Origin of the sequence: Flectobacillus longus, from assembly GCF_030056705.1 — a bacterium.
Lineage (GTDB): Bacteria > Bacteroidota > Bacteroidia > Cytophagales > Spirosomataceae > Flectobacillus > Flectobacillus longus.
In genome coordinates this window covers 57,059-78,520 of record NZ_JASHIC010000019.1, presented here as the reverse complement: position 1 = coordinate 78,520, position 21,462 = coordinate 57,059, and the positions used below count along the sequence as shown (strand labels likewise).

The 21,462-nt window shown below is 36.3% G+C and carries 19 protein-coding genes; 10 read left to right on the top strand and 9 right to left on the bottom strand.

What is annotated here, in order from left to right:
* Positions 1 to 58 precede the first annotated feature (58 nt).
* From QM491_RS14765 to QM491_RS14750, 4 genes are all read left to right on the top strand, one after another.
* Positions 59 to 856: a hypothetical protein gene (locus QM491_RS14765; RefSeq protein WP_283328254.1), complete on the top strand. Its 798-nt coding sequence runs from the start codon at positions 59 to 61 to the stop codon at positions 854 to 856.
* A gap of 115 nt (positions 857 to 971) precedes the next feature.
* On the top strand, positions 972 to 3,626 hold the full coding sequence (locus tag QM491_RS14760) for an MSCRAMM family protein (RefSeq protein ID WP_283328253.1): 2,655 nt from the start codon (positions 972 to 974) through the stop codon (positions 3,624 to 3,626).
* 63 nt (positions 3,627 to 3,689) lie between these two features.
* Positions 3,690 to 4,223 (top strand): hypothetical protein, encoded by a 534-nt coding sequence (locus QM491_RS14755; protein WP_283328252.1) that lies wholly within the window; start codon positions 3,690 to 3,692, stop codon positions 4,221 to 4,223.
* An 18-nt stretch (positions 4,224 to 4,241) separates the two neighbouring features.
* Positions 4,242 to 4,736, top strand: a complete 495-nt coding sequence (locus QM491_RS14750; protein ID WP_283328251.1) for a hypothetical protein — start codon at positions 4,242 to 4,244, stop codon at positions 4,734 to 4,736.
* Here the strand turns inward: QM491_RS14750 and radC are convergent.
* Entirely contained in the window at positions 4,731 to 5,432 is a 702-nt protein-coding gene (radC, locus tag QM491_RS14745) for a RadC family protein (RefSeq protein WP_283328250.1), read from the bottom strand. The two genes, QM491_RS14750 and radC, sit on opposite strands and share 6 nt — an antisense overlap.
* A 367-nt stretch (positions 5,433 to 5,799) precedes the next feature.
* Positions 5,800 to 6,057: a 30S ribosomal protein S20 gene (gene rpsT, locus QM491_RS14740; RefSeq protein ID WP_095162422.1), complete on the bottom strand. Its 258-nt coding sequence runs from the start codon at positions 6,055 to 6,057 to the stop codon at positions 5,800 to 5,802.
* 230 nt (positions 6,058 to 6,287) lie between these two features.
* Here rpsT and QM491_RS14735 point away from each other — a divergent pair, with 230 nt between their 5' ends.
* Together QM491_RS14735 and QM491_RS14730 are read left to right on the top strand one after the other, a co-directional pair.
* A complete protein-coding gene (locus QM491_RS14735; protein ID WP_283328249.1) occupies positions 6,288 to 7,283 on the top strand; it encodes a zinc dependent phospholipase C family protein in 996 nt (331 codons plus the stop codon).
* A gap of 212 nt (positions 7,284 to 7,495) precedes the next feature.
* Entirely contained in the window at positions 7,496 to 8,680 is a 1,185-nt protein-coding gene (locus QM491_RS14730) for a class I SAM-dependent rRNA methyltransferase (protein ID WP_374761262.1), read from the top strand.
* Positions 8,681 to 8,773: 93 nt separating this feature from the next.
* Here QM491_RS14730 and lepB read toward each other — a convergent pair whose 3' ends face one another.
* From lepB to QM491_RS14705, 5 genes are all read right to left on the bottom strand, one after another.
* Positions 8,774 to 9,946, bottom strand: coding sequence for a signal peptidase I (gene lepB, locus QM491_RS14725; protein WP_283328247.1), 1,173 nt, complete (start codon positions 9,944 to 9,946; stop codon positions 8,774 to 8,776).
* A 167-nt stretch (positions 9,947 to 10,113) separates the two neighbouring features.
* Entirely contained in the window at positions 10,114 to 10,830 is a 717-nt protein-coding gene (gene dapB / locus QM491_RS14720) for a 4-hydroxy-tetrahydrodipicolinate reductase (RefSeq protein WP_283328246.1), read from the bottom strand.
* A gap of 40 nt (positions 10,831 to 10,870) precedes the next feature.
* Positions 10,871 to 11,491 (bottom strand): DUF5683 domain-containing protein, encoded by a 621-nt coding sequence (locus QM491_RS14715; RefSeq protein WP_283328245.1) that lies wholly within the window; start codon positions 11,489 to 11,491, stop codon positions 10,871 to 10,873.
* Positions 11,492 to 11,593: 102 nt separating this feature from the next.
* The gene (locus tag QM491_RS14710) at positions 11,594 to 12,535 is read right to left on the bottom strand and encodes a ParB/RepB/Spo0J family partition protein (protein ID WP_283328244.1); all 942 of its coding nucleotides are present in this window, start codon (positions 12,533 to 12,535) and stop codon (positions 11,594 to 11,596) included.
* 140 nt (positions 12,536 to 12,675) lie between these two features.
* The gene (locus tag QM491_RS14705; protein WP_095162408.1) at positions 12,676 to 13,455 is read right to left on the bottom strand and encodes a ParA family protein; all 780 of its coding nucleotides are present in this window, start codon (positions 13,453 to 13,455) and stop codon (positions 12,676 to 12,678) included.
* 709 nt (positions 13,456 to 14,164) lie between these two features.
* On the opposite strand from QM491_RS14705, the gene QM491_RS14700 reads away from it, so the two are divergent.
* The gene (locus QM491_RS14700; protein ID WP_283328243.1) at positions 14,165 to 15,604 is read left to right on the top strand and encodes a POT family MFS transporter; all 1,440 of its coding nucleotides are present in this window, start codon (positions 14,165 to 14,167) and stop codon (positions 15,602 to 15,604) included.
* A 290-nt stretch (positions 15,605 to 15,894) separates the two neighbouring features.
* Here the strand turns inward: QM491_RS14700 and QM491_RS14695 are convergent, their stop codons facing one another.
* A complete protein-coding gene (locus tag QM491_RS14695; RefSeq protein WP_166549169.1) occupies positions 15,895 to 17,661 on the bottom strand; it encodes an ABC transporter ATP-binding protein in 1,767 nt (588 codons plus the stop codon).
* 277 nt (positions 17,662 to 17,938) lie between these two features.
* On the opposite strand from QM491_RS14695, the gene QM491_RS14690 reads away from it, so the two are divergent.
* From QM491_RS14690 to QM491_RS14680, 3 genes are all read left to right on the top strand, one after another.
* Complete coding sequence (locus QM491_RS14690) at positions 17,939 to 18,730, top strand: inositol monophosphatase family protein (RefSeq protein ID WP_283328242.1); 792 nt, start codon at positions 17,939 to 17,941, stop codon at positions 18,728 to 18,730.
* Between the two features lie 113 nt (positions 18,731 to 18,843).
* Positions 18,844 to 19,020 carry a FeoB-associated Cys-rich membrane protein gene (locus tag QM491_RS14685; RefSeq protein WP_283328241.1) on the top strand — a complete coding sequence of 59 codons (177 nt, stop codon included), beginning with the start codon at positions 18,844 to 18,846 and terminating at the stop codon, positions 19,018 to 19,020.
* Between the two features lie 271 nt (positions 19,021 to 19,291).
* The gene (locus tag QM491_RS14680; protein WP_283328240.1) at positions 19,292 to 19,723 is read left to right on the top strand and encodes an FKBP-type peptidyl-prolyl cis-trans isomerase; all 432 of its coding nucleotides are present in this window, start codon (positions 19,292 to 19,294) and stop codon (positions 19,721 to 19,723) included.
* 352 nt (positions 19,724 to 20,075) lie between these two features.
* On the opposite strand, the gene QM491_RS14675 is transcribed toward QM491_RS14680, so the two are convergent.
* On the bottom strand, positions 20,076 to 21,347 hold the full coding sequence (locus tag QM491_RS14675) for an aminotransferase class V-fold PLP-dependent enzyme (RefSeq protein WP_283328239.1): 1,272 nt from the start codon (positions 21,345 to 21,347) through the stop codon (positions 20,076 to 20,078).
* Between the last annotated feature and the right edge of the window lie 115 nt (positions 21,348 to 21,462).

The window sequence follows — 21,462 nt, the reverse complement described above, 5'->3', positions numbered from 1 at the left end:
GGTAACTTAGACTTTAGGATACGGTTGTTTTTCCGTACCCATATTAATTTTTTTGCTTATGAATCATCTCATTAAGTGGGCTTTGTGCTGGACGATTATTTTATATTCCTTAACTGGATTTTCAAACATTTTAATTTTGAATGGACTCACCCATGAACATGCCATTTTAGGAGAATCTGCTCAGGCGAATGGTGTTATCAAACTAAAAAATGATGCTGATACCCCTGTCAAAATTCTAATTTATAAACAAGAGTATTTACTTGCTTGTGGTCAAGAATCTAATTTTTCGAGTACACCAACCCACTCGTATTCATTAACGCGTTATCTATCATCTCCTTTATCTGAAAAAACACTAGCCCCTAAAGAAGAATTTGACTTGCCCTATTCTATAGCATTACCTCAAAGCTCCTCAAATGGAAGTTACTGGTCTGTCATTATGATTGAAGCTGCCGACCCAATTACAAGTAGCGACCCTTCAGGGGTAAGTATCAACTCAAAAGTTAGGTATGCTATTCAGATTATTGCTAATAAAGGTGCATTTGAAAGTCCTAAACTTTCTTTTTTAGATGTTCGCTACAATACTAAAAATCAACAACTTTCAAATAGTCAAGTAGTTGTTTCTCTCAAAAATGAAGGTCGTTTTTCAGCTAAAACCAAGGTGTCGTTAGAGATATATAATGATAAAGGCGAAAAGATCAAAATATTTGAAAGTTTGTCTAGAAGAATTTACCAAGGTAAATGCAATACCTTTGAAGTGGATATTGTGGGGTTACACAAAGGAAAATACGAAGGAATTTTGATTGCCGATAATGGCACTGATTTATTTGCATCCAATCTTGAATTATCAATTGAGTAACGTATGCCTAAGTTAATCAATGTGTTACCTCAAGTACATATTATCCCACAAAATCTTTATTCTATTTCTAGTATTAGAGATGCTTGGTGCTTTGAACAAAGTGCACGGACAAATATTGCCCAAAATTCAACATTTAAAATATCCCACTGATATTTCTCCAGGCGAACACTTCACGATTTTTTGTGATGTCAAGCATCCAGTAAAACAAGGCATTGTACCCGTTCAATTAATTTCGCCTCCCAATTGGGCAACGATTTTGACCAAGCAAATACCCATCAATGATAGTACAAGTAGGTTTGTTCAAACGATGGTATGTCCCAATAAAGTAGCGATTCGTCCTTATTATTTTGTCTTTCAGTATCAAGCACAATCCATTGCTAATTTTCCGATTACTATCAGAAAGGTTCACCAACTGACGATTACTCCGATGAATCTTCCTGATTTTGTTAAGGAAGGAGATACACTAAATATTTCCTTTTCGATTCAAAACGCAGGAAATATTCTTGAAAAAGCAACCATAGGTCTGAATCAAGGAAAAATATTTAGTCAAAAAGATACCCTAGATATTCCAATAAGTGCTAATGAAAACTTCACCATCTTGACAAGGCATATTATTCAAACCACCAACCAAGGAAACTGGAATTATAATCCAATTCTATCGCTCAAAACCAAAGATACCACTCTCATTAGTGTTATATCAATCCCTGTGTATGGCATCACTCGTAAAGAAGATAACTCATGGCTGAAGTTTCCTTTGGAGGTTGGAGGTGTTTATATAGGTACTAAGCAAGGCTCTTTGTCTACTTCAGCTTACCAATTTGATGTGAGAGGCAAAGGATTTTTAGATTTTTCGAGCAAGCATTATGTCGACTTTATTGCACATGGACCCAACCAATTTCAAATCCCCATGATTGGTTCGTATGAGATATATTCGATGAAATATGATTTCAAAAAAGCCTTGTCTGTACAATTAGGCGACTATAATTTAAGACTTTCTAATTTATTAGAGTTTGGTCGATTCAGTAGAGGTGCAAAAATAGATTGGCGAAATCAAGCAATAGGAACAAGTTTCTATTATGCAAAACCTCGTTTTGAATCTGACCTCGACTATCAATTAGGAGGTAATGTATCTTGGTATTATTCAAAAAATAATTTTCTTACAGCAGGCTATCAACACAAAGGTGTTTTACTCAAAAATCAGTCTTTTGAAGCTAACATCGTGAATGTGTTTTCAAGTATCAACACAGAAAAAGTGCATTGGGAAACCGAATTGGCACAAAGTATTTCTGCAAATGGGACAGATTATGCTATTCAGAACAATTTTAATTGGTACAACAAATGGATTAATATATCAAGTAATCTGATTTATGCAGGAAAAAACTTTTATGGATTTTATAAGAGCGGTTGGCAAGCCTTCAGCTCGATTAATTTTACCATTAATAATCATCTTTCATTAGGCATAAGCCATAATCTTACGAGAATAAATCCATCTTTCGACCTGTTGGTATATAATTCTTCGCCCTATCTCAAAAGTCTAATTGGACAATTGAACTACCGATTCAATTATAAAAGTATGTTGAGACTAAGTTATAATATTCTTGAAAGGGAGGATCGCTTAGAACCAAAATCTTTTTATTATAAAGAGTCATTTGGAGGAATAGGTTATGACTACAACGGAGAAAAATTTGCACTAGCCTATAATGGTAGATGGGGCAATGCCGAAAACCTTCTAATTCCTGATGATGAAAATATCATTAAAGCATCTTTTTCAAATGCCATAAATCCTCAAATTCGACTTATTCCTTCTCTTTGGCTAGGAGGAATTTTTGAGCATCTTTATACTAGCAAATATTCTGCAACCAATAGCAATACCAATTACTATTTTTATGGGGGTTCGTTTAGACTTAATATTCGTCCATGGCTTAATGCTATGGCAACCTACCGCAATAATTTTACGCCTGAAGCTCTTGTCCAAACACAAAGTTATTTAACAGGAAACCTCATTCTAGATTTTAAACACCATGCTTTGAGTCTTATCGTTGGGCAATCTTTTATTCCTCAGGCTATCAATCTAGGAAATATTAATCGAGATGCTATTTATTTTTCACTGAAATATACCTTAAAAATACATTTACCTATAGCTAAAGACAAACGCCAAGGTACAGTGATTGGACAATTGACAAGTTCTGACAACACACTTTCGGTAGGAAATGTGATGGTTTCTTTAGGTGAAAAAAAAGTGCTGACTGATGCCAGTGGTAAGTTTACTTTTAATAAAATTATTCCTGACAAATATATTTTTAGAGTAGAACCTAATCCCAACTATTTCAATATTTCGGTTACACCTCGAGGTCCAATAGAAGTTCAAGTCAAAAATGACAGTATTCATACTTTGCAGTTAAACCTTGCCCGAACTGGACAAATCAATGGGATTGTTCAATTAATAGACCAAAATGGAAACCGAAAAATCGATAGCACTTTGGTATTTCCTACTATCTTTATCAAAATACAAAATGACCAAGGTTCTATTACTACCAAAGTTAATGCTCTTGGCGAATTTAGTTTTAGTGATATAATGCCAGGTTCTTGGAATTTATCGGCATGGCTTGTCAACAATCAAAGTGCTTTTCAGCTTATAGATGCTAATCAAAACGTGCAGGTTAATCCCAGCAAAACAATTGATATCGCCATTGGCTTACAATCACTCCAGCGAAAATTGGTATATGGTAGTAAAAGTTTTCAGATAAGATTACAGAACAAAAACCCTTGATAATTGGCTCATAGAGTATGAATCGTGATTTATAACAATGACCAAAAAACAACAAAAATCTACATGATGAAACTGCTATTATTTACTAAAATATTGATTTTGTTATTCCTAAGTGTACATATTCGTGCTCAGTCGACAGTGTCTGTAGGCATTACTTTAAACTCTGTGGCATTGTTAAAATTAAGTCCTAATAGCAACTCTATTTCATTTAGTTTTTCAACTCCAGCTACCGCAGGAGGAGCCCTTACGACTTTGACAAATAACACAAAATGGCTCAATTTTAGCTCAGCAGTAGTACCAAGTGCTTCAAGAAGAATTACAGCACAAATTTCGGGAGGAACCGTACCAAATGGCTTACAACTCACGGTAGCAGCAGGAACTGCCGTAACAAGTACAGGCACTGTAGGCTCATCTTCTGGTACTGTTACTTTATCGACATCCAGCAATACGATTGTCAATAATATTGGTGGAGCTTATACAGGAAGTGGCTCAAACACAGGATATAACCTTACTTACACCTTGAGCGTGAGTAGCTATCAACAGCTACGCTCAGGAACAAGCTCATTTTCGGTTACATATACTTTAGTTGATAATTAAGGCTAAACGTTTTAATCTATGCTCAGAAATTTATCATATTATCTCATCTTGTTATTTTTCTTTTTTGCTGAAAAACAAAAAGGAATCTCACAAAGTATTAGTATTCAATCGGGAGGTACTTCATGGTCTGTTACCGTACCTGCAAGTAATATCACTACTGCGGGGCTCAATTATAGTACCAATATGACCAGCGCAACCAATCAATCCTTAATGAATATCAGTACACTTTTGACTTATGAAGTTAGAGCCAAGAAACAAGATACACTTTGGGATAGTAGATTAGAGTTGTATGTACGAAAAACGGGCGATGGTACCCCTGTACTTCTTGCTACTATAAGCCCTTCGGGAGTTGGTAGTTATAATTTACTAGGAAGCTCCGACGTATCTCTTTTCTCAGGACTATTGGGAAGAACAGGAGTTCCTCTTCAATATGAAATTAGAGGTATTTCGGTTCTAGTTCCAGTGCGAACTTATTCGACCACCATTGTTTATACTTTTGTGGGGCTACTATAAAATACCTTCATCGGCAAAACTCAAATAGGTTTTATCCGTAAAAATTAAATGATCTAAAACAGGCATATCCAAAAACTTTCCAGCTTCTACCATTTTTTTGGTCAAATCTTTATCTGCCTGACTTGGAGCAGTATTTCCTGAAGGATGATTGTGAGAAAGAATCATAGCACTAGCCAGATTCTCTAAAGCAAGTTTAAAAATCAATTTAGGGTCAGCAACTGTCCCAGCCACTCCTCCTGAGCTAATGCTCTGACAACGTATCACTTGATTGGCTCGATTAAGTAATATCACCCAAAACTCTTCATGTGCCAAATCCAACATATAAGGCTTCAATACTTGATACGCATCATTAGAAGAGGTAATTCTAGGTCTTTTAGGAGTTTCAGCTTCTTTTCGTCTTCGCCCCAACTCCAGAGCGCTCACAATCGTAATTGCTTTTGCTTCACCGATACCTTTAAACTTGGCAAGCTCTTTGACGGTAAGTCGCGCCAATTGGTTCAAATCTCCATTGACACTTTGCAATATCAATTTGGCAATATCAACTGCGGTTAGCTTTTGAATACCCGAAGCAATAAGAATACCTAATAGCTCTGCATCAGAAAGTGCCGCTTTTCCTTTAAGAAGTAATTTTTCGCGTGGACGGTCTTCCTCAGCCCACTCTTTGATATTGAGGTGTTCGCTAGAATATGATGACATAGGTGAATATATTTACTATATTTTTTTAGGTAAATATGTAGAAAAGTATTGTAATCACTCGTATTTTTCTTGAAACTTTAGTATTTATGCTTTTACTTCAAAATAATTAATACATAAGTAATCGTGCAGAAGAAGATTGTATCATTACACTTTAAGCCGTAGGCTTTAGACAAAAAAGCTTTTATTATTTCATGAGAAATACTTTCCAACTTTTAACTCTAGGACTGTAAGTTAAAAAATGTTTTTAAAGAACCATGAATACATTTTTGCCTAACGCCTACGGCTTATAGCCTAAAGGGTATTAATCATACAAAAAGGGTCTCATTCGAAAATGAGACCCTTTCTAGACTTAGTATTTTGAAGCTGATTAAGCAGCTACCTTACTCACCAACTTAGCTAACTTTGATTTCAAGTTAGAAGCTTTATTTTTGTGAATAATGTTCTTCTTAGCCAATTTGTCTAAAGCTGAAGAAACTTTCTTATAGAGTTCAGAAGCTACTGCTTTATCGTTAGTTTCACGTAAACGTTTTACCATTGTACGAGTAGTCTTGTGCTGGTAACGGTTACGCAATCTTTTAGCTTCGTTCGCTCTAATTCTTTTTAACGCTGATTTGTGATTTGCCATTTTTATTTCCCGAATAATATTGGTTTTCTAAATTGAAGTGCAAAGGTACAGAAAAAGTTAGACTTCCACAACCTAATTGTAGTATTTTCTTTTCAGATTTACCAATAATTTACTCAATATTAATTGAAAAATTGATTTTTGCGGTGCAAATGTCGTTGAAATAAATTGTATTTCCAAGATTAGCCCTGTAACTTTAATCAGTTTATTCATCTTATTTAAATAGTTCTCACATGCAACCTACACTATTTGTACGAAGTTTGTTACTTCTTATGCTTTATGGCTACTCCTTTCCTGCTAATTCAGTCCAAATTGCTCGTTGGGGATTTTTTGGGCATCAACTCATCAATCGGCTTGCGGTTTTTACACTCCCACCAGAAATGATTGTTTTTTACAAAAAACATCTTGGGTATATTGTCGAACATGCTGTTGACCCAGACAAACGACGCTATGCCATTCCTGATGAAGCTCCAAGGCATTTTATTGACTTAGACTATTATGGCGACAGTGCTTTTTTTCATTTACAAAAACCTTGGGAGCAAGTCGTGGAAAAATTCACCGAAGATACCCTTAAAAAACATGGGATTGTACCTTGGCATATTCAGTTTATGAAATATCGCCTTACCAAAGCATTTGAATCTAGAAATTTACCTCTAATCCTAAAATGTTCGGCAGAAATTGGACATTATATCGGAGACTCCAATGTTCCTCTGCATACTACCTCTAATTATAATGGACAAAAAACACAACAAATTGGCATTCATGGGCTATGGGAATCAAGGCTTCCTGAGCTTTTTTCTAAGGAATATGATTTTTTTGTGGGAAAAGCAGCATACGTAAAATCTCCACAAAAACGTATTTGGGCACATATAAGAGCTGCCAATGCTTGTTTGGACTCAGTTTTTCGATTTGAAAAAGCAATACAAGCTCGTATTCCACCCAATAAGCAATTTAGTGTTGATGAACGAAATGCGATAAATACAAGGACTTATTCTCAATTCTATAGTCAAACTTATCATAACCTTCTCAATCATCAAGTAGAGCGACAAATGCAGGCAACTGTAAAAATGCTTGGAGATTTTTGGTACACTTGTTGGATAGACGCAGGGCAACCCAATTTGAACGATTTATCCCAACAAAACTTAAGCGATTCATTACAAATAGCTGACAAGAAAGAGGCAAGTTCTTGGCTCAAACGACTTTTTTCAGCCAGAGAAGAAAACGAGTAAAAATATTATTAGAGACAGATTTATTCAGACATTATATGAGAAGAAACTGAAAATTACGCAAGTCTATAATTTTGCTTCAATTCAGACAATTTATCTTCTACCTTTGTACTATGAAAAATCAATTTAGAAAAAATAGCGATTTTCGTAGAAAAAATCAGCCTAATCATAAGACTGGTAAGCCTGCTGCAAAGGCAGATTTAAGTCATCTTAGTTTGGATAAACCTGCGGTTGTATTGAATGCAGGTAAAGAATTACCCGTAAAGCGTTTTCACCCTTGGGTATTTTCTGGGGCAATTTCTCAGATTTTAGGAGAACCAACAGACGGGCAAGTGGTAGATGTACTAGACTTTGAAGGTAGTTTTTTAGCTACGGGTCATTATCATGAGGGAAGTATTGCTGTAAAAATATTTTCATTTGAAAAAACAGAAGCTGACGAAGAATTTTGGTACAACAAAATGACGCAAGCTTTTGAAGTACGAAAATTAATCGACTTTGAACAAACCAATTGTTTTCGTTTGATTCATGGCGAAGGCGATGGTTGTCCTGGGCTTATTGTAGATATTTATAATGGCGTAGCAGTTTTGCAAGCTCATAGCATTGGTATGCACCTAGAGCGTCATAAATTGGCTAACGCTATCAAAAGAGCATTGGGTGATACTTTAGTTGCGATTTATGATAAAAGCGTTGAAACTTTACCTCCTCAATATGCCGCAAATCAAAAAAATGGGTATTTAATCGGAACATGTTCGGTGCCTCATCCAGCTAAAGAAAATGGTCATACGTTTTTGATTAACTGGGAAACAGGACAAAAAACAGGTTTCTTCCTTGACCAGCGCGACAATCGTGCCTTATTGGCTCGTTATGCTAAAGGACGAAAGGTATTGAACTCTTTTTGCTATTCAGGTGGTTTTTCAATTTATGCCCTCAACGAAGGAGCTACGTTGGTACACTCGGTGGACGTTTCTCAAAAAGCCATTGACTTGGTAAATCAGAACGTAGAGGCAAACTTTGGAGACAAAAACGCCAACAGTCACGAAGCTTACGCTGAAGATGTTATGAAATATCTGAAAGCAAATGACCAATTTTATGACTTAATTGTTCTTGACCCTCCTGCTTATGCCAAAAGTATGGATGCTCGTCACCGTGCTGTGCAAGGTTATAAGCGTTTGAATATGGAAGGTTTTAAGCGTTTGGGCAAAGGTGGTATTTTGTTTACGTTCTCATGCTCTCAAGTTGTAGATAGAGAATTGTTTTACAATACAGTTGTTTCGGCAGCACTAGAGGCTGGGCGACAAGTGAGAGTATTACACCATTTGACGCAACCATCAGACCACCCTGTTAATTTCTTCCATCCAGAAGGAAGTTATTTGAAAGGTTTGGTTCTCTATGTTGAATAAAACCAACTTCATATATAAAAAGGGCTGACTCAGTGTAGAGTCAGCCCTTTTTATATATACTTTTCTAGTAAATCAATACTTGAAATCTTATTTCTATTCAACAAATCTGAATAATCTGTTCCAACGAATTTTACTCAAGAATGATTTGTTTGGATCAAGTGACATCCAGATAAATACAGCTTTACCAACAATATGATCAGCAGGAACAAAGCCGAAGAATCTTGAATCTTCAGAATTGTGACGGTTGTCTCCCATCATAAAATAATAATCTTGCTTGAAGGTATAAGAAGTAACAGGCTTGCCATCGATACTTACTTTATAATTTTCGATAACAACATTTTTATTCCCTTCATAATACTTGATAACATACTTATACTTATCGATATTCATTGAATCCAATTGGATTGTCAAACCAGCTTTTGGCACTTGAATCGGTCCAAAATTATCACGATTCCAGTTATAAAGTGCTGAACTCATTGGCGCATCTTCTTGGTGAATAATATTTGGTCCAACTTCCATACGTTCGCCTTTTGGAGAAATAATAGGAGTGATTTCTTTGACACCATCCAATTGCTTCAATTTAGCAATATTTGATTCAAAAGTATTCACAACATATACAAAATAGCCCTTCTTCGTATCTGAAGAATCTCCTTGATAAGGTCCTACCAAGTTATTATTTTCATGTCCCATTGCATCAATACCGTTGTATATACTCAATTCTTCAAAAGGTTTTACATCTGTAATTTCTTTTGTAGTTTTAAGAATATAACCATGTTGCATCTTGGCAGGATTAGTAGCAGGTTTGCCATTGATGTACAACTGTGTATTTTTAATTTCAATTAAATCTCCAGCAGTAGCAACACAACGTTTGATATAATAGGTCTTTAAATCAACTGGAGCATCGCCATCTAGTGAATAATTTGGCACATTGAAAACAACCGCATCGCCTTTGGTTACCTCAGAAAAACCTGGCAAACGATAAATAGGAAGATCTAACCATGTCAAGTATGAAGGTAAATCTGTACCCCAAATTTTTTGGTGAGTCAACGGAACTTGCAAAGGTGTTTTAGGAGTACGCACACCATAGTGAAGCTTACTAACAAACAAAAAATCACCAACCATCAAGCTACTTTCCATAGATGAAGTTGGAATCGTATAGGCTTCGAAAAAGAAGAAACGAATCAAAGTAGCAGCAACAACTGCGAACACAACAGAATCAACCCACTCACGAAAGGCTGACTTTTTAACAGGCTTTTTTTCAGACATTTTACAAAAATCTTAAATTTCTTTGATGGTTATGTAGCTAAGCTTTTACACAATAAGTCGTCATTGTTTCCCTAGAATTACATCTCCATGAATTTATTTTTCAAACCTTGACAAAATAAAAGCACTAAGTAATGCTACGGGGTATTACTTAGTGCTTTTGAATGCTTTTATTCTGCTAACAAATCGTCCATACCGAATACACCTTTTTTGTCAGCAATCCATTCTGCTGCAATCACTGCGCCTAATGCAAAACCTTCACGACCATGTGCTTGGTGCAAAATTTCGATTTGATCTATATCAGAAATATATTTAACGATATGTGTTCCTGGTACTTTACCTTCACGAGCCGACCAAATTGCCACTTCGTTTTCAGCAGGAATTTCGTTATTAATCCACTTTTCTTTACCAGCAAGATTTTCAATTAACCCTTCGGCAATCGTGATAGCCGTTCCACTTGGAGAATCTTTCTTTTCGGTATGATGAATCTCGGTTGTGCTTACGCTATATTGCTTTTGAGGACTTATCAATTTTGCTAACATTTTATTCAACTTAAAGAATATGTTAACGCCAATTGAATAATTTGAAGACCAGAAGAATGCACTCCCTTTTTCCAATGTTAATGCCTCCAATTCAGGCTTTTTTTCTAGCCAACCTGTCGTTCCCGATACAACTGGAATCCCTTTTTCAATACAAGATTTTACGTTGTCGTATGCTGAAAGAGGATGGCTAAATTCAATTACTGCATCTACATCAGCAGCAGTAAGAGCATCAAATTCGCTACGGTTATTTACGTCGATTCGTGCTACTATGTTATGACCTCGGCTCAGAGCAATCTTCTCTATTACTTTACCCATTTTGCCATAGCCGAGAAGAACAATATTCATGTTAATTAAGACTATTTATGTGAAAATTTTAAATTCATTTTTATTTCAAAGCAAGTGTGATTTTAGCTCCAAAAACAGGACTATTCATAAAAGGAGTCGTCACTGCGGGCTGTACTTTCATCGAAATATCATCAGTCAAATCAAAGGTTTTTAAGTGCGCTGTTACATTGGCATCTATAATATTAGCTGCCCATATTACCAACACAAACAAAATAGCAGTATCACGATAACGATGATAATATTGGGTTCCAGCTTTTAGTTGTGCGGCCGTCATATCACGAGTGATACCATTGTAGGTTACTGGAACACTTGTTAAGCCCTTAGCAGTAAGCTCTTGATAATTGGATCGAAACAATTGATAATTTTCATTATTGTGAATAATAAAATAAATATTCACTCCAAAACCTGCTGCCAAAATCGGTAACTTCCAATATTGACGATTATAAATTTGCCCCCATCCTGGTACCATTGCTGAACGAATAGTGGCAATTCTTGGAATAATCTTATATTGCTTTTTCCCTGTATCTAAAGACTTTGACACTTTTGCTAAGTCTTCCTTTGGTATCTGAATGGTATCTACTTTTAAGGTTTGTGCTTGTACAAAAAAGCTTGTCAGCAAACAAACAATACTCAAAAGCCATACTCTTTGTATTTGTTTCATGCGTATTCTAGTCAAAATTTCTTGCAAAGTTCATCCAAAATATCTTTGTATTCAATGCCTTAACAAGATTTAACAAAACAATTGTTGGAAAATCGACCAGAGTTATGCCTTAATTGATAGCAAAATTTTGTCTAACTCTTCTTGCGAAGTAAATGGAATTTTGATTTCACCTTTGCCTTTATCATCCGCTTTTACAGTTACTTTTGAACCAAAGTAAGCTTGAAGTCTAAATTGGAGGCTTCTTATTTCTTGTTTTACTCCGCCTTTTTTATCAACACCTTCTGCCATTAATTTGGCGTTTGACAATTCTCTTACAGCCTCCTCTACTTTACGAACAGACCATTCTTCGGCGATGGTTTTGTTAAAAATAGATAATTGATGCTCACGATTGTCGATGTTGATAATAGCACGAGCGTGTCCCATTGAGATTTTATTGTCACGCAAAGCTACCTGAATTACATCAGGAAGTTTCAACAAACGAATATAGTTGTTGACAGTCGTACGGTTTTTGCCTACTCTATCACCAAGTTCTTCTTGTTTAAGGCTGCATTCGGTAATCAAACGTTGATAACTCAAGGCAATTTCGATAGCATTCAGGTTTTCGCGTTGAATGTTTTCAATCAAAGCCATTTCTAACATTTGCTGATCGTCTGCGGTACGTACATACGCAGGAATCATGCGTAATCCCGCACGTTTAGACGCTTGCAAACGACGCTCACCCGAAATAAGCTGATATTTATTCGGACCTATTTGACGAACCGTAATGGGTTGAATAATACCTTGTACACGGATTGAGTCGGCCAATTCGTTGAGAGCCTCCTCATCAAAATGAGTACGCGGTTGATACGGGTTGGTCTCGATAGCATCTACCGAAATTTCGTTCATCGAGCTAATTTGCTCCAAGCGTTGAGGGCGCTCGATGGGTGTAGGGTTACTTGGTCTGGTATTATTTACACCATTAACTGAATCTGAGTCCTGTAACAAAGCTCCTAAGCCTCTGCCAAGTCCAACACGTTTTTTTGCAGGTAATTCCATTTTACTCATGGTATAAAAGTTAATAAGTACAAATGTATATTGGCGCTAATTTGTAGTAAGAATATCTTACAATGTTGTTATTCCAATAAACAGATAAATAGTTTTTTCCAAGAAAAGAAGTTATTGTATTCAACATTTTCTCCACAAATCTATTCCTGATTTACATAGCCATTTTTAGCTAAGATTTCTCTAGCAAGGTTTAAGTAACTAATGGCTCCCTTACTTTCCGAATCATGCGCAATAGCTGGTACACCAAAACTAGGTGATTCCGACAAACGGATGTTTCGAGGAATAATAGTGTTGAATACCATGCTTTGGAAGTGTGAAGTAACTTCTGCAACCACTTGGTTTGATAGGCGAACACGCAAATCGTACATAGTCAACAAGATACCTTCGATGGTCAAAGCCGTGTTGAGTCTAGATTGAATAATCTTAACGGTATTCAACAATTTACCTAAGCCTTCGAGGGCAAAGTATTCGCATTGAACAGGAATAATTACTGAATCTGCTGCCGTAAGGGCATTGATCGTAATCAAACCTAGTGAAGGCGAACAGTCAACAATCACGAAATCGTACTCGTGCAATACCGTTTGAAGGCATTCTTTCATACGCTGTTCGCGGTCGCGAAGATTAATCATTTCAATTTCGGCACCTACCAAGTCGATATGTGACGGAATCAAATGTAAGTAAGGCAAATCCGTCTCGATGATAATATCTTGTACCTGCACCCCATCTACCATGCACTCATAAATCGAGTTTTGGATTTCTTTAGGATTATAGCCCAAACCCGATGTAGAGTTTGCTTGAGGATCAGCGTCGACAATAAGCGTCCTAAATTCTAGTGCGGCAAGACTTGCTGCTAAGTTGATAGTGGTAGTAGTTTTACCAACTCCTCCTTTTTGGTTGGCAATCGCAATTACTTTCCCCATTTGATTTTTTGAGTTACTTGTTTCAGTTACTGATTATTAGTTATACAGCCGATGGTAATATGATTGACAGAATTACAAATCCTGAATAACCAATAAGGAATAACTCAATCTACCTTCAAATATCTCTCTTTCGAAGGAGATTTACAAAGAGTGTTCCACAAATGTTTCACGAATATAAAAAATCTTTCCAAAACTTTCCTACTAAACCCAGATAATTGAAATCAAATTCGAAATTTTGAAAAAAAAAATTCGTACCACTACCATCCCACCCTAAAAAGTTTAATTAATTATTTGATTAATACCTTTTTATGCAAAAGTATGTTTTTGTGTTTTTCTGTAAATACAACTCATAATTTAAGCCTAGCCCTAGCAAAAAGTTGGTATTCCGCTCAGATAGGTTTAACTTAGAATGTTTTTTTCATCAAAAACAGTGATTTTAGACTTTACTACAGCAGGTTTATCTGTTGCTACTATCTTTTCAATTGACTTTGTTTTGTATATACAAGATACAACCTTTAAGTCGATTAGCAGGATATACAGACGCCCTTCTACCCCAAGATTTAACATAGAGTTAAATAATAAAAGTAGAACGGTAGCAGTCTAAAACAAAAACATTATATTCACTTAACAAAAACAAACTATTTACAGCCAATAAAATAGCAACCACGAATCCTAAAACTATTTTTTTGGCACAAAGATTTAAAAATATATGACTTCAAATCATTCTAACGAAGCCCTCAAAGAAGAAAAGAAAGGTACGTTTCCCAAAGCGATTCCTTATATCTTGGGTAACGAAGCAGCCGAGCGTTTTAGCTTTTACGGTATGCGCTCTATCCTCTCCACTTTCTTAGTTGCACAGTTCTTCAACCCTAGCGGAAACCCTTTACTTCAAAAAGTTGCCGAAGCAAAATCCAACGAAATGGTTCACATGTTTGTGGCTTTGGCGTATTTTATGCCCATGATTGGGGGCTTGGTAGCTGACTGGTTTTTCGGAAAATACAAGGTAATTTTTTACATTTCAATTCTTTATTGTTTTGGACACTTGACTTTAGCATTATTTGAAAACGACTTACAAATGTTTTCATTAGGTCTTTTAATTATCGCCTGTGGCGCAGGAGGTATCAAGTCATGTGTGTCAGCTAATGTGGGTGACCAATTTGACAAAAGTAACGAGCATTTAATGACAAAAGCATATAGCTGGTTTTATTTCGCTATCAATGCGGGCTCGGTAGTATCGAACATCGTGATTCCAGAAATAAACGATTCAGTTGGCGCTGCATGGGCTTTTGGGGTTCCTGGTATTTTAATGGCGATTGCGACTGTGGTATTTTTCTCGGGAAGAAAGAAATATGTGCATGTACCTCCATCAGGTATCAATCGTAACAACTTTGTATATATTACTTATTATGCCTTAACGCACACAAGTGCTAAAAAAGAAGGTGAAAGCTGGCTGGACGTATCTAAAGCAGAGTATGATCATGAAAAGGTAGAAGGTGTAAAAGCCGTTTATAGAGTTTTGGCAGTATTTGCCTTTATCCCAATCTTCTGGGCCTTGTGGGATCAAAACTTAGCAGAATGGGTGTTACAAGCTAAAAAATTAGACCTAAACACAGGCTTAGGTTATACATTCCTACCAGAACAAGTACAGGTATTGAACCCTATATTCTTAGTAAGTTTTATTCCTGTATTTACTTATGTAGTGTATCCTTTCTTCGAAAAATTGGGCATAAAAACTACGCCACTTCGTCGTTTAGGCGCTGGTTTCCTCTTAACAGCGATTTCATTTGTGATTATTTCTTTGATACAAACAAGCATTGATGCAGGTGGTCATCCATCGGTATGGTGGCAAATTTTGGCTTACTTGGTATTGGCTTGGGGCGAAATTTTAGTATCTATCACAGGTTTGGAATATGCTTATACCAACTCTCCAAAATCAATGAAAAGTACCATGACTGCGATTTGGTATTCTGCGGTATCCATTGGAAACTTAGGCGTTGCTTTGGTAAACGGCAATATCGCTAAAGGTGGTTTCTTAGCTCAATTAGATGGTGCTTCTTATTTCTGGTTCTTTACAGGGTTAATGTTTGCTAGTACCATAGTTTTCATGTTGGTAGCAGGCAAACTCAAAGAGACTAAATACGTAGGATAAGTTCGATTGCGGGTTTGGGATGTTTGATTTCGGATTTGCATTCAATTGAGAGTTTATTTTTTATCTCCATTCCACACTTGTAGAGACGTAATACTTTACGTCTAAAGCTAAAATAATAGTAGCAAAAAGGCGGTTGAAATTATTTTTCAACCGCCTTTTTGCTTGATTAATAGTCAATAATTGCTTGACATTTTAGAGCTTTTCCAAATGGAGTGCGACTTAGGCCACACACCATTCGGAATTTACCATACCTTTCAAAATTACGCAATCTACAATCAGCATTCCCAAATCTAATGTGTTTGGGTTGCTAAAAACTGCATTTTGTGCAATTGGGCATACCAACCATCTTTTTCCAATAAACTTTCGTGAGTTCCCTCCTCCTTGATTTCACCTTTATCTAACACCAAAATTTTATTGGCATTTTGAATGGTTGACAAACGGTGTGCAATTACGATGGCAGTGCGACCTTTCATTAATTTCGCAATAGCATTTTGAATCATTTCTTCAGTTTCTGTGTCTACTGACGAAGTTGCCTCATCTAACACAATCACTTTAGGGTCATGTACAAGCGCACGCACAAAGGAAATCAATTGTCGCTGACCTACAGATAAAGTTGCACCACGTTCCATTACATTATAGTCATATCCATCTGGGAGTCTTTCAATAAAATCGTGTGCTCCTACTAATTTGGCTGCTTCAATGATTTTTTCTCTTGTAATCGACTTATCTCCAAGCGTGATATTGTTCTCAATGGTATTCGAAAACAAGAAAACATCTTGCAATACCACACCTATTTTACTTCTTAAACTTTGCAATTCGTATTCATGCAGATCACGACCATCAATGAAAATTTTCCCTTTATTGATTTCATAAAAACGACTCAAAAGGTTAATCGTTGATGATTTCCCTGCCCCCGTTGCACCTACAAGCGCAATGGTTTCACCTTGTTTTACCTCAAAGGAAATATCTTTCAATACATATTCCTCGTCGTTATAAGCAAACCAAACATTTTCAAACTTGACATTACCTTTCAAATCATTGGCGCTGTACGAGCCGTTGTTGGCAACGTATTCATCCGAATCCAATAATTTCAAAATACGCTCAGTTGATACTATACCCATTTGTAAAGTATTAAAACGGTCAGCCAAAAAACGAATTGGACGGAAAAACAAGTTCATAAACATGATAAATGCCGTAAGCGTCCCCAAAGTTATATCATGATTGAGAATCTGTTTTGAACCAAACCAAACTATCAGCCCCGTTCCTGCCGCCAAAATTACATCGGCTACAGGGAAATACACCGAATACGCCCAAATTGAACGAATATTGGCATCACGGTGTGTTTGATTTATTGCCACAAACTTTTTATACTCCAACTCTTCAGCACTAAATGCCTGTACGATATTCATCCCTGTGATATGTTCCTGCACAAAGGAGTTTAGGTTTGATACTGCAATACGTACCTCATTGAATGATTTCTTGATATATTCTTTAAAAATATAGGTCGAAACCACCATGAAAGGAACTGTCATTAAACAAATAAGTGTCAAACGCCAGTCGGTATAAAACATGACTCCCGTAATTAACACCAATTGCAAAATATCGCCAGCGATTGATGCCAAACCTTCCGAGAAAACGTCGTTGAGTGTTTCTATATCTGAAACGGTACGAGTCACCAAGCGACCGATTGGAGTATCGTCAAAAAACTTGAGTCTTAAATGAAGAATTTTTTCATACAATGCCACACGAATGTCTCGAATCACAGTTTGTCCTAACCAGCCAGCCATATAAGATGTCACAAATTGCAAGAAACCTTGCAACAGTAATACCCCAAGCATAGCCAATAGCATCAAAGATAATCCGTTATAATCGCCACGAGCGATTTCGTTATCAATCGTATGACGAATCAATAAGGGATTGAGTGGTACCACACAGGCCATTACCATAATCAAAACCACCAAAGACCAAAAACGTACCTTATAGGGTTGTAAAAATCCGTAAATGCGTCTTAATATCTCAAAATCAAAAATTTGCCCGCTTTTTTCTTCTTTTCTCAATGTTCAGAAAAATTAAAATTATAGTCTATTATCGATTATAGAAAGCTCAAAGTCCTCTCAAACTTTTACTATCTTTGACAAAGTTATTAATAAACCTTATCCTAAAAAACTAACAGCGACAAAGCCTAATTAGTTTAGATTGGAGAAAAACTAATGTGAGAGGCATCAGGCAAAAAGGCAAGGAGGCAAGAGTTTTTTTAAATTAAAAATAAAAGAGGGATTTGCATTATTCTTTTTGAACTATTGCCTAATGCCTATCCCCTCTCAACTCAAAAAAATGAACCTACAACACATTACCGAACAGGTGGCTTTATTGACTCGCAAAACAGCTTTGTTTGTGAAAGAAGCCGCTTCTGAATTTTCGAGAGATAGTATCGAATACAAAGGACTCAACGATTTGGTTTCGTATGTTGATAAAGAAACTGAAATTCGTTTGGTAGAAGGACTCAGACAGATTTTACCCGAAGCTGGATTTATTGCCGAAGAAGGCACAGCCGAACGCACTGAAGACCAAGAATATGCTTGGATAGTTGACCCCGTAGATGGTACCACGAATTATATGCACGGTTTGCCCGTTTTTGCGATTTCGATTGCGCTTATGCACCATGACAAAATTGTAAGCGGTGTTGTAATGGAAATCAATCGTGAAGAATGTTTTACTGCTTGGTTAGGTGGTGGCGCTTATTTAGATGGAAAACCCATCAAAGTCTCTTCGGCTAATCAACTGAAAGATAGCCTATTGGCAACGGGGTTTCCATATTATGACTTCAAACAAACAGACCAATATCTGGCTATTTTGAAAGAACTGATGCAAAAATCACATGGTTTACGTCGTATGGGTTCGGCGGCTGTTGATTTGGTTTATACAGCCTGTGGACGCTTTGAAGGCTTTTTTGAATACAACCTCAAACCTTGGGATGTCGCAGCAGGAACACTCATTGTGCAAGAAGCAGGCGGAATTGTGAGTGATTTTAAAGGTGGTGACGATTTTATCTTTGGCCGTGAACTAATTGCTGCTTGTGGTACGTTTCATGAGTTGAAAGAGGTGATTCAAAAACACTGGAAATAGGTAAGTGATTTGAAGATATGTGGATTTGAAGATTTGAAAATAGAGATAAGCTAATAATTTTCAAACTACCCTTTTTTCGAACTCAAAACTCGTCAATCTTAACTCGTCACACAATGGAAAATATCATTATAGCACTTATTTTTCTTGCTGCTATCGCCTATTTAGTGCGATTGGTTTGGAATAATTTTAACCCAAAAAGCACAGCAGGTTGTAGTAAAGGATGTGGTTCTTGCGCTGCACTTGATGCAGATAAAATCATGGCTCAGATGGAAAATCATAAGACGATTTAACAACTCATTGATATTGGCAAAGCTTGAAGCTTTGCCAATGTTTTCCTTGAATTATTCTATTACTTATTTTAATAATCATACACTATTCATCAATCAGCCTACTGCCTCTAAGTAATTCACTGTAAATCAACAAAATACAAATCTTCTCGTCTGTTTCCAATCAACTTCCTTTACTGATATTTTAATTTTTGAAAATAAACTACCATCTTTGAGTAAAAAGGAGTTTGTTGCAAGACAAAATATACTCTCAATTATATAATAAACAATCAAAATGGCACAAGCAAAATCGGGCGATAAAGTTAGCGTCCATTACACAGGTAAATTAACAGATGGTACTATTTTCGATAGCTCAGAAGGTCGTGAGCCTTTAGTATTTGAACTAGGTACTGGTATGGTGATTGCTGGTTTCGATAATGGTATTACTGGTATGACTATCGGAGACAAAAAAACAGTTAATATTCCAGTAGAAGAGGCATACGGTCCAGTAAATCCTGAGTATATGGCGATGTTCCCTCGCAACGAAATTCCTGCTGATATTCCTTACGAAGTAGGTATGCAGTTGAATATGCATCAAGATGGTACTGGTCAAGTAATGCCAGTAGTGGTAACAGAAGTTACAGATACACACATTACATTGGATGCAAACCACCCATTAGCTGGAAAAGATTTGATTTTTGACATTGAATTGGTGGCTATCGGCTAATCATTTCATTCAGATAGACTATCGAATAATGATGAATTGTAAGTGATGAATTGTGAATGTAAAACTTTGAAAACTAAGTTAGTGGGCAAAATAAAATATATTTTACTCGCTCTAGGCTCTAAGCAATATGCTGTAAAGCGTAATCATGTAAAATAAGCTTATACCTTCATAATTCATCACTACAGCTTAGGTTAGTAGGCAAAATTAAAATAATTTTACCCGCTTTTAGTTCTAGGCTTTAGGCTAAAAGTCAAAAAGTACTTCTCACGAAATAGATAAACCTTTTTAGCCTAATGCCTACGGCTCACCGCTTAAAGCCTATTAATTCAATTTTATTTTGTATTAATACTTTTTACATTTTAGCCAATTGCTTCAAAGCCTCTACAAAAGCATCCAAATCTTTGGTAGTAATGTATAAATGAGGCGTAACTCTTACACCAAAAACTCCTGCATAACCGATAGCTACGGTAAAAATTTTATATTCTTCCATTAGTTTTTTAGCCAAGTCCGCAGGGTTCATTCCTTTGATTCCTACATTGGCAATACCACAGGCTCTATGTGACTCCTCAGGGGTATTCACAATGATATTGGGTATATTACGTACTTTTTTCGTCCAGTATTCTTGTAAATATCTTAATCTCGCCTCTTTTCTGGTAATCCCAATCATATTATGGAATTCGATGGCATCTACAATCGCCAAGTCTGTAGCCACAGGGTGCGTACCTGTGTGATTAAGTTTTCTAATATCTTCATCGTTATAACCCATATCGCCAATCATTTGCCAAACGGATTTTATTTTGTCTTTACGAACATACAAAATACCCGCTCCTAGTGGATTTCCTAACCATTTGTGCAAACTACTTCCATAGTAATCTACGCCTCCTAAATCGTCTATTTTAAAGTTCAAATGAGCAAAAGCATGAGCGCCATCTACCATTACCTCCACTCCATGTCGATGTGCCATTTCAGTGATTTTTTTAATGGGTAAAATTTGTCCAGTAATATTGATCAAATGACAAACCATCAATATGCGAGTTTTGGAATTAATTGCTTTTTCGTAAACCTCCACAATTTCCTCATCTGATTTGGGATGTAAGGGTACTGAAATCACTTTATTAGTCAAACCATGGCGTTTGGCTTGGAGCTTAAACATATCTAACATGGCGCCATAATCATGTTCTGCCATGAGCGCTTCGTCACCCGTTTTCCAATCAAAACCTGCAATAATAGTATCTAATGACTCAGTCGTATTTCTTGTAATTATTAACTCTTCGTGTGAGCAACCCAACAACTCTGCTAATTTTTTTCGAGAAATCATTTTATCATCAAACTGACGAGTTCGCATGTAATACGAGGATACTTTATTGACAGCCTGAATATGCGCCAAATATTTTTGCATCACTGGTTTGGAAGCCATAGAATAATAGCCATTTTCCAAATGAATAAAGTCCTTGGGAACGTCGTATGCCTCTTTGATTTTTGTCCAAAACTGTTCATCTGCTGCTAACTTTTCCGCAGGTAAATGTTCATGGCGTTGTATTAAATCTGTTAAATTAGTCTGCGATAAAACGGCGACACCTGTAAGGTTTTTAAGAAACTGACGTTTGGAGAGATAAGGTTTCATGCGTTTGTTGAAAATTAATTGAATTATGTAAGACGTTAATGGTACATAAGTTAGCGGATTATACGATTAACTAATAACATCTTTTGCTTTCTTTCTAAAAAGATAAGTAAAGAAA